The 15,020-nt window shown below is 51.5% G+C and carries 18 protein-coding genes; 7 read left to right on the forward strand and 11 right to left on the reverse strand.

Annotated elements, in window-relative coordinates; all coding sequences use genetic code 11:
• Positions 1-4 precede the first annotated feature (4 nt).
• The 7 genes from GE073_RS22585 to GE073_RS22615 all read left to right on the forward strand — a co-directional run bounded on the left by GE073_RS22585 (position 5) and on the right by GE073_RS22615 (position 6,282).
• Positions 5-1,102: a pyridoxal phosphate-dependent aminotransferase gene (locus GE073_RS22585; protein ID WP_153784425.1), complete on the forward strand. Its 1,098-nt coding sequence runs from the start codon at positions 5-7 to the stop codon at positions 1,100-1,102.
• Positions 1,099-1,815 (forward strand): phosphocholine cytidylyltransferase family protein, encoded by a 717-nt coding sequence (locus GE073_RS22590; RefSeq protein WP_153784426.1) that lies wholly within the window; start codon positions 1,099-1,101, stop codon positions 1,813-1,815. Before GE073_RS22585 ends, GE073_RS22590 begins: the two co-directional genes overlap by 4 nt.
• On the forward strand, positions 1,815-2,660 hold the full coding sequence (locus GE073_RS22595) for a LicD family protein (RefSeq protein ID WP_228551722.1): 846 nt from the start codon (positions 1,815-1,817) through the stop codon (positions 2,658-2,660). The genes GE073_RS22590 and GE073_RS22595 overlap by 1 nt, the downstream gene beginning before the upstream one ends.
• Entirely contained in the window at positions 2,657-3,412 is a 756-nt protein-coding gene (locus GE073_RS22600; protein ID WP_153784428.1) for a class I SAM-dependent methyltransferase, read from the forward strand. Before GE073_RS22595 ends, GE073_RS22600 begins: the two co-directional genes overlap by 4 nt.
• Before the next feature lie 5 nt (positions 3,413-3,417).
• A complete protein-coding gene (locus tag GE073_RS22605; RefSeq protein ID WP_153784429.1) occupies positions 3,418-4,038 on the forward strand; it encodes a class I SAM-dependent methyltransferase in 621 nt (206 codons plus the stop codon).
• A 94-nt stretch (positions 4,039-4,132) separates the two neighbouring features.
• Positions 4,133-5,272 carry a glycosyltransferase family 4 protein gene (locus tag GE073_RS22610; protein ID WP_228551725.1) on the forward strand — a complete coding sequence of 380 codons (1,140 nt, stop codon included), beginning with the start codon at positions 4,133-4,135 and terminating at the stop codon, positions 5,270-5,272.
• On the forward strand, positions 5,269-6,282 hold the full coding sequence (locus GE073_RS22615) for a hypothetical protein (protein WP_153784431.1): 1,014 nt from the start codon (positions 5,269-5,271) through the stop codon (positions 6,280-6,282). Before GE073_RS22610 ends, GE073_RS22615 begins: the two co-directional genes overlap by 4 nt.
• A 112-nt stretch (positions 6,283-6,394) precedes the next feature.
• Here GE073_RS22615 and GE073_RS22620 read toward each other — a convergent pair whose 3' ends face one another.
• The 11 genes from GE073_RS22620 to flgK all read right to left on the reverse strand — a co-directional run bounded on the left by GE073_RS22620 (position 6,395) and on the right by flgK (position 15,018).
• Positions 6,395-6,724: a hypothetical protein gene (locus GE073_RS22620; protein WP_153784432.1), complete on the reverse strand. Its 330-nt coding sequence runs from the start codon at positions 6,722-6,724 to the stop codon at positions 6,395-6,397.
• Entirely contained in the window at positions 6,721-7,104 is a 384-nt protein-coding gene (gene fliS / locus GE073_RS22625) for a flagellar export chaperone FliS (RefSeq protein ID WP_153784433.1), read from the reverse strand. The genes GE073_RS22620 and fliS overlap by 4 nt, the downstream gene beginning before the upstream one ends.
• A 16-nt stretch (positions 7,105-7,120) precedes the next feature.
• Positions 7,121-8,632 (reverse strand): flagellar filament capping protein FliD, encoded by a 1,512-nt coding sequence (gene fliD / locus GE073_RS22630; protein WP_153784434.1) that lies wholly within the window; start codon positions 8,630-8,632, stop codon positions 7,121-7,123.
• A gap of 22 nt (positions 8,633-8,654) precedes the next feature.
• Positions 8,655-9,032, reverse strand: coding sequence for a flagellar protein FlaG (locus tag GE073_RS22635; RefSeq protein ID WP_153784435.1), 378 nt, complete (start codon positions 9,030-9,032; stop codon positions 8,655-8,657).
• A gap of 64 nt (positions 9,033-9,096) precedes the next feature.
• Positions 9,097-10,173, reverse strand: a complete 1,077-nt coding sequence (locus GE073_RS22640; protein ID WP_228551727.1) for a glycosyltransferase family 2 protein — start codon at positions 10,171-10,173, stop codon at positions 9,097-9,099.
• Between the two features lie 86 nt (positions 10,174-10,259).
• Positions 10,260-11,027, reverse strand: a complete 768-nt coding sequence (locus tag GE073_RS22645) for a flagellin N-terminal helical domain-containing protein (protein WP_153784437.1) — start codon at positions 11,025-11,027, stop codon at positions 10,260-10,262.
• A gap of 115 nt (positions 11,028-11,142) precedes the next feature.
• On the reverse strand, positions 11,143-11,388 hold the full coding sequence (csrA, locus tag GE073_RS22650) for a carbon storage regulator CsrA (protein ID WP_153784438.1): 246 nt from the start codon (positions 11,386-11,388) through the stop codon (positions 11,143-11,145).
• Complete coding sequence (fliW, locus tag GE073_RS22655) at positions 11,388-11,837, reverse strand: flagellar assembly protein FliW (RefSeq protein ID WP_194843456.1); 450 nt, start codon at positions 11,835-11,837, stop codon at positions 11,388-11,390. Before fliW ends, csrA begins: the two co-directional genes overlap by 1 nt.
• A gap of 125 nt (positions 11,838-11,962) precedes the next feature.
• Entirely contained in the window at positions 11,963-12,535 is a 573-nt protein-coding gene (locus GE073_RS22660) for a DUF6470 family protein (protein ID WP_153784440.1), read from the reverse strand.
• Position 12,536: 1 nt separating this feature from the next.
• Positions 12,537-13,454: a flagellar hook-associated protein FlgL gene (gene flgL, locus GE073_RS22665; protein ID WP_153784441.1), complete on the reverse strand. Its 918-nt coding sequence runs from the start codon at positions 13,452-13,454 to the stop codon at positions 12,537-12,539.
• Positions 13,455-13,476: 22 nt separating this feature from the next.
• On the reverse strand, positions 13,477-15,018 hold the full coding sequence (gene flgK / locus GE073_RS22670) for a flagellar hook-associated protein FlgK (RefSeq protein WP_153784442.1): 1,542 nt from the start codon (positions 15,016-15,018) through the stop codon (positions 13,477-13,479).
• Between the last annotated feature and the right edge of the window lie 2 nt (positions 15,019-15,020).

The following is a 15,020-nucleotide window of genomic DNA, read 5'->3' on the forward strand; positions in this document are numbered from 1 at the left end:
CTAGGTGGTCTACGTCAATTCCAGCATTGCCCAATTAAATCGCATCTCTTATGCGGAGTCGCGGAAAGGCTATCTGCGCCTGGATATGAACGAGAATCCGGAAGGCCTTCCCGAGCCCTTTCTGCGGGATGTCCTTCATCGGATCACGCCTGAAGATGTCGCTTCTTATCCGGAGACAACCCGACTGGTGCAGCGCTTGGCAGCCGAGATGTCCTGCCGGACGGATCAGCTTTGCCTAACGAACGGCTCCGACGATGCCATCCGACTCGTTTTTAATGTTTTTGGAAAATCGGGCGATTCATTCGTTTCCGTCTCTCCAAGCTTTGAAATGTATGGCGTATACGCCGCTATGAACGGAATGATCCATAAAAAAGCTACGTACGACGCGGAATTCAAGCTGGATTTCTCCTTTTTCCTCGATCTGATTGATCCGACCACCAGAATCGTCGCGCTCCTGAATCCGAATAGCCCGATCGGACGCGCGTGGACGGTTGTCGAGACGGAACAGGTCATTGAAAAAGCGCGCGAAAATAATGCCGTCGTGGTCATAGACGAGGCTTATTATTATTTTTCCCCTACGTCTTACCAGCATCTCGTGGACAAATACGACAATGTGATCCTGCTGCGTACCTTCTCCAAGACCCTGTCGATCGCAGGAGCCCGAATTGGCTATATCATCGCCGATTCGAGGCTGGCGGGATGGATTCGCAACGCATCTTCCACCTATCCGGTCAATTGTTTCGCGCTGGCGCTGGCAGAATCGATTCTGGACAACCCTCAATTGATTCAGGAAATGATTGCCCATGAACAAACTGGCCGGCAATATCTGATTGATCAACTGGCTCGTGATTCCTATCCGCTTCACTACAGCACGGGGAATTATGTGTTGTTTCAGCCGCGCACCGCTCCGCAACAGCTGTTTGATCGCTTGAAGGAGCGGCGGATTTTGATCAAAACCTACCAAGCCCCTCTTCTTAAGGATTGGATTCGCATTACGACTGGAGGCGCTGCGGTGATGAAGCAATTTTGGGATCATTTTATCGAGCTGGAGCCCCCCCTGTCCATGAAATCATCGCCCGAAAGCGCAGGTGAATTCGTATGAAAGCCATCGTGCTCGCTGCAGGACGCGGCACCCGCATCTCCAGAAGCATCGAAGAAATTCCCAAGTGCGTGCTCAGCATCAACGGCGTTTCTCTTATCCGTCGAACGATTTTAATGCTGCTGGATCGAGGCATCGAGCCGGTTCTGTGCGTCGGGTATCGGCACGAGGCCATTCGCAAAGAGCTTGCCGATTTGGATGTCACATATTATTACAATCCTTTTTTCAATGTCACAAACAGCATCGCTTCGTTCTGGTTCGCTCGTCATGAATTGACGGACGATACCATCATCATGAATGGCGATGTTTATATCGAGCAAGAAATTTTAGACATGGTTATTGAAACGACCAAAGAATGCGCTCTCCTGGTCGATCAAAGCCGCACTACGGTCGGCGATTATTTCCTGCAGCTTGAAAATGGACTGGTCAAGAAATATGGGAAAGAGCTGCCGATAAAGGAACGCACATGTGAATATGTCGGAGTTGGAAAAATAAAGGCTTCCTTCTTGGAAGAATTTAAAACTCGTCTCGAACGTTTGATCGGCGACCAGCAGCACCAGCTTTGGTGGGAGAATGTCCTATACTCTCTGACGGAGGACAAAAGCATTCAGACCATTGATGTCGAGGGGCGGTTCTGGGCCGAAATCGACTATTTCGATGATTATGAACGGATTTTAGTCCATGAAAAAAATCTATCCACTCTTGGGGCCCTATGATGAACTACGTCACCTATTCCGCTTCAGAACTGAAGAAGCTTCAACAGGAGCTGCTCCTGTTATTGATCGAAATTGATCGGATCTGCCAGAAACACAACATTCATTACTACATTTCATACGGAACGTTGTTAGGTGCCGTACGACATCAAGGATTCATCCCTTGGGATGATGATATCGATATTGATATGCCGAGGGAAGATTACGAACGATTCTGCGCGGTTTGCCTCAACGAGCTGGATCACGACCGTTTCTTTCTTCAAACGCAACAAACAGATCCCCACTACAACTGGGTTTATGGAAAGCTTCGCCTCAAGCAAACATCGTTCATTCGAAGCGGACAAGAGCATCTTCGTCAAAAGGACGGCTTCTTTCTCGACATTTTTCCCATCGACTCCATTTCGGACAGCAAATGGCGTCAGCGCGTCGCTAAAGCAGCATGCAAAGCATGCCGGAAAATCCTTTGGGCTCCGGTCGGAAAAAAAAGCAGCGATTCCTTCCTTCTGCGTTTTTGGTACGCGATTCTTTCCAAAATCCCGCGCAAATGGACCATTCAACTCTTCCATCACTTTGCGACTCGGGATAATCGCAATCCATCCACGTCCAAACGGATTTGCCACAACTTGAATGGACATATATTCGAGAAGGAATGGACCGCCCAATTGATTCCGCTGCTCTTTGAACAGAAGCAATTCCCGGCTCCGGCCTCTTATTCAAACCTGTTGACATCGCTATACGGGGATTATATGCAGTTGCCTCCTCCAGAAAAAAGGATAGGTCATTGTTACGCATCTTTTGTTAAATTTCTGGATGGAACAGAGCTTGTTGCGGAGGGGGAAAAACCATGAGCAGAGTTTACGACCGCAAGATTGCGATAAACGAGAACAGCATTCAAGATTTTTATGCTCAACGTGCCATTAAAAAGTCGTCCATTGATGTTGATGCTCCTGTAGTATTGGCAGGCGATCGCGACAAAAACAATATTCACGCTTGGACTGCCTTCGAAGTTGAGCACAGGCTGCCGGAGCTTCAGCTGCAGCCTTCCTGCAAAGTCTTGGAAGTCGGCTGCGGGACAGGAAGGATCACCAAGTATATTACCTCTTCCGTCGACCATTATGTAGGTATTGATTACATAGAGGAATTCATTGAGACCATAAAAAACAGAGAAGATATCCAAAAAAGCGAAAACACCTCTTTTTATCACGCTTCCCTAAACGATTTAACAACTCGTACCTTAGCCCTTCCGATCACAAGGTTCAACCGCTTTATTATTTCTGGCGGCGTGTTCATGTATGTGAACGATGAGCAGGTGGGGGCCGCTATTGAAACGATCAGTTCCATGCTTGAGGACGACTCGATTATCTATATTTCAGAACCTGTCGCGCTGCAGAGCCGCTTGACTTTAGACCGTTTTTACTCCGAGGATCTTCATAGCGAATACAGCGCAATTTACCGGACGGAAAAAGAATACGAGGCGCTGTTTGCTCCATTCTTGAAACGCGGATTCAAGCTGACTTGCAGCGAAGAGTTTTTCCACCACGATATCAAGAAACAAAAAGAAACGAAACAATGGCTGTTTGTCCTTAAAAAAGGAGTTTAAACGATATGGATTATGCTTATTGGAACGAATACTACAAAAATTCCTCCTCTCCCGACAAGCCATCGCCGTTTGCCTTGGATGTTCTTCCTTTTCTTGAAGAACAAAAAAGCTTGATCGAGCTCGGCTGCGGCAATGGCCGCGACTCGCTTTTCTTCTCTAAAAACAATATTCGTGTTGTCGCTGTCGATCAAGCCGATGTCGCGATAAGCCATCTTCAGACCTATGCAAACGAATTTTTGACCGCCGTGAGAGATGACTTCATCTGCTCCAAAGAGCTGAGGGAAAACCATTTCGATTATGTATACAGCAGGTTCACCTTGCATTCGATCAGTGAACCTGAAGAAAATGCTTTATTAAACAATGTTTATGCCACTTTGAAAATCGGAGGCAAATTGTTTATTGAAGCTCGAAGCGTCAAAGATTCCTTGTTCGGACTAGGAACGCTTCATGATAGAAACACCTACCGCTTCAACGACCATTCCCGAAGATTCATCGTGCTCGAGGAACTTACTGAAAAATTAATCGATACCGGATTTACCATCGACCATGTCGTCGAGAGCAATAATCTTGCCGTTTATAAAGAGGACGATCCGGTTGTAATTCGTGTCATCGCTATTAAAAAATAGCGATCCTTGTCTTACAACCAGCAAAAAAAGATTCGCCTCACCAATGGCTTGCGGTGAGGCTAGTCTGTTTACCTTAGAAGGGCGAGGAGAAGATATGGGAAAATCGATTTTTAGCTTTTCACCCTACAAATACTACAGCAATGAACAGTTTATGAAAGACTGTTGTTTGATTCCTTATATGTTCCATGAATGCCTTGGCTATCGCTCCGTTATTGTGGCCACCAAAAAAGAAGAGCCCTATCCCTATCCTGAGCGCCTCAAAGGGCTTGAATTTCATTCTTTTCCGGATACGGGAGGAGATTTGTCGGAATGGATTCGTTTCTGTTGTGACTATATCTCCGCCCACTATGAAGAAATGGACGTTCTTTTCTGTTTTGGCGCTTATCCGACTCATGTGCCGATGGTAGAGTTATTCAAACGCCTACGGCCGGATGGAAAGATTTTGCTGAAGCTCGACGCCAATATGGACTGGATCGAAAAAATTTCACTGACAGACGGAGAGGAAAAAAAACTGCTTAGTCTCGCCGACGTCATCACGGTCGAATCAAAAAAATTAAAGCAGCATTTATCACGAAAATGGCCTTATGTAATTGAATATGTACCAAACGCCTCGGTCGATTTCACTCCACGCGAGGAAATCCATTATAAAGAGAAAGAAAACATCATCCTTACCGTAGGTCGTATTGGCTCGCGCCAAAAGGCTACGGAAATCTTGTTGGAAGCATTCGCTGAAGCAGCCTATGCTATTCCTGGATGGAAGCTTCGCTTGGTCGGTGGAATCGAGGATTCTTTCCACGCTTTTATCGATCAGTATTTCATTCGCTTCCCTGAGCTGAAGAGCCGCATTGTATTCACGGGAAAGATTGTGGATAAATCAGCTCTTGAACTTGAATATAAAAAAGCAAAAGTCTTTGTATTGTCTTCTATCCTTGAAGGCGGTACCCCCAACGTTTGGGTTGAATCGGCTCGGAACGGATGCTATACCGTTTGCAGCAATATTGACGCTGTCAATGAGGCTACCAATTGGGGCCGTTCCGGAACGAATTTTGATTGGTACGACTTCGTAGAACTTTCTCAAATTCTAAAGAAAATATGCAACGATGAACAAGCCTTAGAAAGAAGCTGTTATGCGATTCAGCACTATCGAACCATGTTCTTCGACTATAGAAAAATTGTTCACAAACTGCACCACTTGATCGAATTAACCAAAGGGACTGGGACTTACTCAATATGACAATAAATAAATTCCTATTCCAACAAATCCTTCTATTTTCCGGAAATCAGCTGCTTTACAATGGGCATTTGATTCATGACTTTTCAGATCCACATGAGAATATCTCCACGCTCTCCGTCAAGAAACAGCTTGATCTTTGGCTACAAATTGTGGACTCCATTTATGATACGTCCATTTCAGAAGCAACAAAGGCCCAGGCTTCCTTTTTATTTACCTATCTGATTAAAGAGCTTGGTCGCAGGAATCAACCTGTGTCGGTTTTCTGCTTAGGCAAAAACTACTTTACCAATCTTTTTTCATCGTTGCTTACTGCTTTCGACAGCGAGCATCATCTCTATGAAATGACAAAAAAAGAGGATTATCAACCCAATCAAAATGACAACACCTCGACGATCCTGGTCCATCACTTTAGAAAATATAATGTAGTGAAACCATCCTGCATCGAAATGATGCTCGTCAACATGGAAGATTTCGTTCATGATCCAAACGAAATGATCCAAATCTGCTGCCGTTCAGCAGCCCCTGGCGCAAGAGTTGTTCTATTTGGCGCTGGCGACGGCTTGTCTGCTCTAGAAATGTTCCCTGATACTTTACGGATTGATTATTATCCCTTAGGGTCGGAACGTTTTGTCGCGAGCTTCACCATGCCGAACCAGCCTCTTCTACTCGAAGAAGATCGTTCCATCAGAGAGTTTAGCCAACAATTAGCGTCTCTTTGTGGCGAGCTATCCCCTTTGATAGATGATATTTCCCTTCATACTCCAGATGAAGATGAAGAAAAATGGCATGCCTCTATTGACCATGCCATCGTAATCGTCTCAAAGATCGAAACTATGATTATAGAAAATTATAAAAGGATCCGAAATATCGATTTCAAATATCAGACAAATGAATTGAAGCTGCACTTGCTTGATTTTAAATACGAAGCATCGCTTCATCTAGAGAACTACTCATTCTTTCGACAATCTTTACTCGAATGTTATGCAGGTTGGGTCCAGGATCTGCCGTAGGCCCCCTATCAATGGCCTTGGGTTTGAAATAAATCCAAGGTCTTTTGCAATAAATAAAAGATCCCTATGCAAAGGGGATTCACCGCTCTGCCATAAAGGGATCTCAGCTTCATTATCTTTTTCTATCAATAAAATAACTGCCGACGTCTCCATACCCATTGTCATAGGCTTTTCGTTGTACCTGCGAGTCCTGGAATTTCTTCAATCCAGATGAAGCTTCTGCTGACAGTTCCTTCATGCGCTGCAACATCACGTCATCAAATCGGGAAATCTCCTGAATTAGTCCACGATGCGCGGAAGAAATTGCGTCCTTGGAGGCTTCCAATTCCTCAAGCGCCATGCTCCGCAGCTCAATGAGACTCTCCAGCTCCTCATAGGAGCAACCAGCCAGTCTTGGGACTAATTCAATCGTGGTATCATATAAGCGCTGAAGCTGCATCATTGAGCTGCATCTCGCCGCGAAACCCCCGCCACTTGCCTCCAGCTTTTTTTCATTTCCTCCAAATGATCCAACACTTCTTCGGCTGGCTTAGTGATTTTTTTGACATTCGATTCGATCAGACGATGCAGCATATATTCATATAAGCTGGCGAGCTGCTTTGAGATGGGATAGTCAAAATTCAGCGATGCAAGTAATTCATGCAAAATAGCTTCTGACTTGCATATATTCTGGTTTGCTTTTTCGAAATTACGTTCGTTGATTCCTTCAATCCCCAATTTAGTAAAACGGATGGCTCCGTCATACAACATAAGGACTAATTGAATAGGAGTCGCTGTCTGCGCGGAAAGCTGCTGGTATTTCTGGTAAGGGGACTGAATCAAACCCACTCACTCCTTATCAATAGCTTGAGAAACTGGAGGCCTGGCTGCTGTATTTGTTAATAGCCGTTTCCATGGCCGTAAACTGCTTGTAATACTGATTTTCCTTGTTGGTAAGGTATCTATTCATGTTGGTAATTTTCGTGTCCAGTTGCCGCAGCTGCTCGCCAAGCATGGAGCTTCCTAAAAAAGTACCGTTTTTATCGGAGCTGTAGGCTGAAGTGCCGACACGCTCCGAAAGTTGCTGAAGCGAAGTCATGGCCAGATTGCTGAGACGATTAAAAATGCCGACGTTTGGATTTGTGGTGATCGTTTTTGAGTCCGCGTTGGCGGAACCGCCGTTGAAAAGCTTGATGACCGCTTCCGGATTGGCTTCAATTGCAGCTCGAAGCTTGTCTTCATCTTCAATGATCAGCTTCCCTTTATCCGACCATAACCCGGTTACGATCCCAATGGATTGAACCGTTTTGACCGCCGAATCCCCCGTGTCGACCGTGGACACAAGTGCCAGCCGCATATTTGAAACGAGCGATGAGAGGGTCGTGTCGTTCCGAAGCAGGCCGCTTTTGGCTCGTTCTTCCCAAAGCGTGACCTGGCTCTCCTTCATCCCTTCTTTTTGCTCATCCGACAAAGGCGAGTAGTTGCGATAGCGGGCTTCTCCCAGCTTTGTATTGATCTGATCCAGAACGGTGTTGTAGTCCGAGATGAACGATTTTATCGTGTTCATAATGGAATCTACATCCAGCTTGGAGGAAACGACGGTTTCCTTGCCGGTTTCCGTTACAGCATCCAGCTGCAAGTTGTACCCGTTGGTGCTGATAGAATTGGTGCTGGAAGTCACGAGCACGCCGTTGATGAGGGCTTTGGCGTCTGTTCCAGAAGCACTGCTGGATAACGTCAATGTTTGTTGGGGGTTGCTCGCATCGGTCTCATCCAGTGCGCTCATCGACAATGTGCGGCTGCCCGTCGTATTGCTGCGGATCGAGACCTCTCCATTGCTTCCCACCATCATCGTGACGTTCAAGGCCTTATTCCCGTTTACGGCTGAGACAAGGCTCGAGACCGTCGCTTCTCCATCGATGGCAAATTCGACCGGGCTGCCTGTAAGCGAATCCGTTACGGTCAGCTTTGTCGCGTCTCCGAACAATTCCTTCAGCTTTGTCGCTCCCGTTACGCCCGAGGTTGCCTTTGACTGAGCTACGTAGGAAGCAGAACTCGCAAGATCGGTTACCTTGACGCTCAGGGAGCCTGTAGCGGCGCTGTTGGTCGAGGTGACGCTTACGGCCGCCTTGTCGCCGGATATCGTGGACGTCTTGGCGCTCAAAGCATTCAACGTATTGTATTTGGAGAGCTTGTTGTTTCGGAAATCGACCAGCGATGTGCTGATATCCCGAAATTGCTCCTGCTGCCATTCAATCGTCGTTTTTTTCTGCGTAAGCTTATCCAGCTTCGTACGCTCCGCCTTCATCAACTGCGTCACCAGGGAATCAATGTCGAGACCGGAACTGAACCCACTAATGCGTACGGTCATAAGGTCACATCCTTAAAGGTAATCAAACTCTCTGGTCAACCAGCAAGCCGGCAATTTCCATCAGCTTGGCCGCTACGTCCAACGTTTTTTCCGGCGGGACCTCACGGATGACTTCTTTTGTCTCCTTGTTGATGACCTTGATCATGATCGCGTTGGTTTCCTTATGTACAGAAAATTCCACTGCGGTATGGGGTCCTTCCATCGCCTTGATTGCCCGATCGACCGCCTTGATCCGCTGCTCGTCGGACACCGTCGGCGCCGCTCCCCGGAACTCCGCGAGCTTCAGCGCTTCCGATGTGTTTATGACCTGAGTCTTGCTGATGCCTTCCTTGACGCTGGCATACGTTGGAGCAGAGGATGCCTGTGAAAATCCGGTCGAGCTTACTATATTCGCCGACATTGGGTTTCCCTCCAATAGCTCTCATTACTTTTATTATCGGAAGATTGTGGACTGCTTGTAAGGGCTACAGTCCTGCTTCCGCTAGTCTTTCAGCCGCTTTTTTATACCCATAGCGTGAGCTTCGCAAATAGGCTTCCCGCGCCTTCTCCATCTGCCCGGTCGTCTCGTAGAAGACCCCCAGGTTATACCAGGCGGCGAAGCTCCCTGTTCCGTGGACGCTCTCATACCGATCCGTCTCTCCGATCGATATCGCCTTCATGTAGCTTTGCTCGATGCGCGGGAGTAGATGGATGCGCGCAGCCGGGTCCGCCATGATGTAATCGAGATAAAAAATACCGCATGCAAAATAATAATCGGGAAATTCAGGCGCAGACTGATGAGTCTCCGTTACCAACTTTTCGGCTTTGTTCAGCTCCCCTAGACCTAAAAGAGCATACAGCTCGCTGACCACGGCATTCGGAGCATAAGCTTCGCTTCCGTTCATCCGCTTTCTGGACTGTTCAAAATAAGCGCATGCCGCATCGAACTGCTTCAGCCCGGCATGCTCCCGGCCCAGCTGATAGGCCCAATAGGCATTATCCGGCTCCTCCAACAGCCCTTGTTCCAGCAAAGGAATGTTTCGAGTCGATTTGTTCTGTGCCTTGTAGCCGTCGTGACGCACGGTCAACGGTACATTCAATCGAACCAGTCGCGAATCGATCTGTTCGTGAATGCGACCGGTAAAGCGCGTGCCTGCGGGCATCAACCGGGCCAGCCGATTTTGCGTGTGCTCGGCTTCGCCGTCGCCGTTCAGAAACTCATCGATGAATTTAACCCTTCCAATGAACCCGGGATTCGACTCAAGCTGCTGGTAAAGTGCCTTCCAATCCGCGACGATCACATATTCATCGGCATCCAAGCTGAGGTTCCAGTCGGAGCTCGATTGGGAGAGCGCGAAATTGCGAGCTTCGGCAAAATGATCCGTCCAAGGAAAGGAAGACACTTTGACTTTCGGGTATTGCGAAGCCAGTTCTCGAGTCCGGTCATCGGATCCTGTGTCCACCACGATAATTTCATCGACATGTGGATGGACGCTGTCCAAGCAGCGCGAGAGGACGTTCTCTTCGTTGCATACGATCATTATGACGGACAAAGTGGTCATGCCGGATTCCATCTCCCCCAGATATAAAAGAAAAAGACCCGGAAATTGAATTCCAAGGTCTCTCTCTGTGAATTCGTTGATGGCGATTAACGGAGCAGGGACAGTACGCCTTGCGGAGCCGAGTTGGCTTGCGCCAGCATCGATTGCGAAGCTTGGAGCAGGATGTTGTTCTTTGTGAGAGCAACCATTTCCTTCGCCATGTCGGTGTCGCGAATACGCGACTCGGATGCCGTCAGGTTTTCGGTCGTGGTGCCCAGGTTGTTGGAGGTGTACTCCAGACGGTTTTGCAGGGCTCCAAGCTTACCGCGAGCGGTAGCTACGGCAGTGATGGCATCGTTGATCGCAGCCAGGCTGCTGCTGGATCCCAGGGAGCTGAAGCTTCCCGTGTTGATGGATCCGATCGCAATGATCGTACCTTTGTCGTCGGTAGCGATGCTAGCGCCGGACGTAATGCTGATGCCGTTGAACGTCGTTTTTGTAAGGATGTTGCTGATTTGGGAACCAAGCGCCGTAAGCTCTTCGTTGATGTTGTCCTTGTCAGCCGTTTGGTACGTGCCGTTCAGCTTTTGCACGTTCAGTTCTTTCATGCGGGTCAGCATCGCGGAAACTTCGTTCAGCGCGCCCTCAGCCGTTTGCACGAAGGAAATGCCGTCTTGCGTATTGCGTTGAGCTTGCTCGAGGCCACGGATCTGGCCGCGCATATTTTCGGAGATGGACAGGCCGGCAGCGTCGTCGGCAGCGCGGTTGATGCGCAGGCCCGAAGACAGCTTCTCCATGTTTTTGCTGGCGGAAGCGTTGTTGAGGCCCATGTTGCGATGCGTATTGATCGCGGAAATGTTGTGGTTGATAATCATGATCGAGTTCCTCCCTGAAATTGAGTGTTAGTCCCACTTCCATGTGGTAAATCAGCTGCAGGTCGGCCGCCCTTAGCTGATCTAACTTATATATCGGGAGGTTTTCCGCTTTAGTTTATAGCGATTTCGGTAAATTTAGCGATTGGAATTGATTTTTCAGATCGGCGATGGAGACCGCCTGCTGGACCGCGCCGCGGTTCGTATCCGCGATCTCCTGGTACAGCTCCTTGCGCAGGATCGTGACGTCTCGAGGAGCCGAGATGCCGAGCTTGATGCCGTCGCTGCCGACCTCCAGCACGGTCAGCTCGATATCCGGTCCGATGAGGATCGATTCGCCCTTGCGTCGTCCGAGCACAAGCATCAGGACTCCTCCTTTCCGGCGGAAAGGGAAGGCTGCAGCAAGGCATGGCGGGTCGTGTACGACGTGCCCTCCAATATGACCTGCGCCGCTTCCGCCGTGCGCACGTTGAAGACGACCGGAGCGACCAGGTTGAGCGTCGCATCGGCGAGATCGCCGTGGATGCTGACGATGTTCAGCACCCGCACGTCCTCGATCTGCAGCAGGTCCAGCTCCTTTTCCGCCTGCTCGGGCAGCTTGAACTCATAGTCCGGATAAAAGACGAACGGATCGGCCGCGACAAAAGCGAGCCCTCCCTCCTCCAGCGATTGAAGGTGGAACAGCGGACTTTCCTCGACCGGAATAAGCGCGTACCGCTTGCATTCCGGAAAGCCGGGGATTCCCGACGGAAACGTGTAGATTTCCTTGTCGCGAACGTCAAGCGGACCGAAGCGGGCCGTTTCAATGATCATAAGATTCCACTCTCCTATTGAATTCATCAAGGGCGGGACAAAAAAGAAAGAGCAACAAAATCGTTGATCCGATTTTATCGCTCTTTTCCTAGAGGGTGCAACGTCGGCTTCACGCGGGCAGGCGATCATGCCTGCAATTCAACCAGCGGCGGAGGCGTAACGATGACCTTGGGATACTGCGTGACGGTGAATTGAACCGAGCCCGGCGCGTAATCGACCTCCGGCCGATGCGTCTGCACCTGGATGTCGACGTCGCCCGGAGTCAGGCTGATCTCCGGCTTGCGGACATCGACGCTGATCCGGGTGTTGAACAGCGACGCCGGTCCGAATACCTGGCGTGGAGCCCGCTCGCGGAACGCTTCGGAAAGCGCGACGTCGGGAAGCGGGTCGCTCTTGACCTGCAGATCGGCGATCTGCCGCCACTTTTGAATCGTACGGGCGGCATGCTGCTGCATGACGGCTGGCGTATCCGAATAGATCCGCTGCGTGAACGCCTCCGGCTTGCCGCCGTTGATGGCGTTCCATGTGGCCGTCTGGTCGATCTGCAGCACCGGCCGATGAGGCTGGACGTCGAGCGACGGGCGCGTCGTCTGCACGCTCACCTCCGCGCGCGGCTGCCGGATGTCGACCTGGGCTTTGCGGGACTGGATGTCCAGGCGGATCGGCTGCGACTCGATCTGGAGCTGCGGCAGCCTCATGCTAGTTCAGAAAATTGACGAGCGAAGGCTGGATGATCTTGGCGCCGACCGACAGCGAAGCCTGGTAGATGTTTTGGCTGACGGTGGAGTCCAGGAACAGCTTCTCGACATCGGCATCCTCCGTCTTGGACTGCAGCGCCGTCAGGCTCACGTTCAGGTCGGTCAGACGGTTGCCCATCAGCTCGGTGCGGTTCGTACGCGCTCCGTTCTCCGCGCGGGCGGAAATGACCTTGTTTAGCCGGCTCTTGATGCTCTCCAGCTCCGCTCCGACGCCGGAGTAGTTGGCCGTGGACAGCGCCGTGGACAGCCGATCGAAGATGGAGAAGACGTTGTCCGTCGTTCCTGCGGCATCCGCCTCGCCGAATATGGAGGATGCATGGAGATTGACGTTCATCGTAATCGATTCGCTGATGGCGTAAGTGACGTCGGAGGCATCCGCGGCGACCGCCTTGGCGTCGAAGCCGGCGGCTCCGGTGTCGAACGGCTTCCGGTCGAACATCTGCCCGGCAAAGACATACTTTCCGTTGAAGCTGCTGTTGGCGATGTCGAGCATCTGGTTTTTCAGCTCGCCGATCTCTTTGTTGATGGCATCAAGGGAGCTCTGGGTATTCGTGCCTGTCGAGCCCTGGGTGGCAAGCGTCGTGAGCCGCTGCAGGATCTCTCCCGCCTGGTCCAGCTGGCTGTCGTTGAAATCAAGCCACGACTGCGCCGAGGCGACGTTGCTCTGGTACTGCGTATTGGCGGATAGATCCGAACGGTAGCGGAGGCCGTAGGTGATGCCGACCGGATCGTCGGACGCCTTGTTGATCTTGCGTCCGGTCGCGATCTGGTCCTGCTGGGTCGACATCCGGTTCAGGTTCGTATTGAGGTTGCTCATCAGCTGGGCGTGCATCATGCCCTGGGTGACGCGAAGAGCCATCTAGTTCATCTCCCTTGCGCGGTTAGCGGCCGACTTGGCCGGTTCCGTTGATCAGCTTCTCCAGCAGCTCGTCCATCGTCGTCATGAACCGGGCCGCGGCGTTGTAGGCATTTTGGAATTTGATCATGTCGGACATCTCCTCGTCCGTGGAGACGCCGCTGACGGACTGGCGGCTGCTGTTTGCCTGGTCCACCATCGCGGTGGCATTGGCGTACTGGCGCTTGGCCTCCTGGGACTGGACGCCGACCTGACCGACGATCGCGTTGTAATAGCTGCCGATCGTAGCCGAGGATACGGCCCCTCCGGTGGAGGTCAGATCCATCGTGAACGCTTTGTCCTTGGCTTCGCCCAGGAGCAGCGCGAGCGTATTGTTGCCCTTGACGACGGTCGAGACGCCGGCGGCGTCGGTCGTCGTGCGCATGGAGCTGGCGATCAGGTTGGAATCGGCGCTGATCGCCGGGTTGAGCCGGATGCTGCCGGCCGTAATGCCCGCAGCGCCGCCTGCGGCGTCGAAGGTGAAGAAGTCGAGACCGGCTGTCGCCGGCTGCTGCAGCGTATAGCCGAGCTTATGAAGGCCGTTGATGCCTTGTACGGTCATGACCGTATCCGCGGCCAGCGGCACCGTCGTGCCCGGCAGCACGGAGCCTTTCGGCACCGTCACCTGGAATTCGCCGTTCGCCAGCGTATTGGCCAGCTGATCGAGCTTGGAGAGCAGTCCGCGGACGTTCGTGTCGCGCGACTTGAAGGTGCCGTGGATCTCTCCCCCGCTCAGATCGCCGCCTTGATAGGCGGCCTCGAGCGCCGCCCCGGTCAGCGTCTCGGCAGCCGTCCCGTCGACGAGGCTCATGTTGCCCATGTTGATGACGTAGCCGTCGTCCGTCTCCGTCACGTTGACGTTGACGAGCTTGGACAGCTCGTCCGTCAGCAGGTCGCGACGGTCGCGCAAGTCGTTGGCGTTGTCGCCCAGTCCTTCCATGCGCTTGATCTGGCCGTTGAGATCGGCGATCGAGCTGAGCAGCGAGCTGGCCTGCGTCGCCTTGGTGTCGGCGCTGCCGGTCAGGTCGGCATCGAGATCGGTCAGCTGGCGGCTGAGCTGGTTGAAGGAGTCCGTCAGGGCGACCGCCGTCTGCCGGACGATCTGGCGGTTGGTGATGTTCTCCGGATCCTTGCTCAGATCGGACCAGGACGACCAGAATTTCTCCATCAGGGTGCGGATGCCCGTATCGGAAGGCTCGTTGATGACCTTCTCGAGCTTGTCGAGCGTCTCGGCTTGGATTTGCCAGCTGCCCTGGTACTTGCTCTCGCTCCGGTACTGGTCGTCGAGGAACGCGGTACGGATGCGGTTGATGGAGGACGCCTCCACGCCTGAGCCGAGCTGGCCTGCTGCCGTCGAGTGGGAGAAGCCGTACGGCTCCATCGGCGTCGCGGCGCTCATGCTGACGCGCTGCCGGGTGTAGCCGGCGGTATTCGCGTTGGAAATATTATGGCCGACGGTGTTCAATGCCGTCTGCTGGGTAAACAGACTCCGCTTGGCGGTTTCGATGCCGTGAAACGTGGATGCCATGG

Origin of the sequence: Paenibacillus sp. B01, assembly GCF_009649995.1 — a bacterium.
Classification (GTDB): Bacteria; Bacillota; Bacilli; order Paenibacillales; family Paenibacillaceae; genus Paenibacillus_O; species Paenibacillus_O pasadenensis.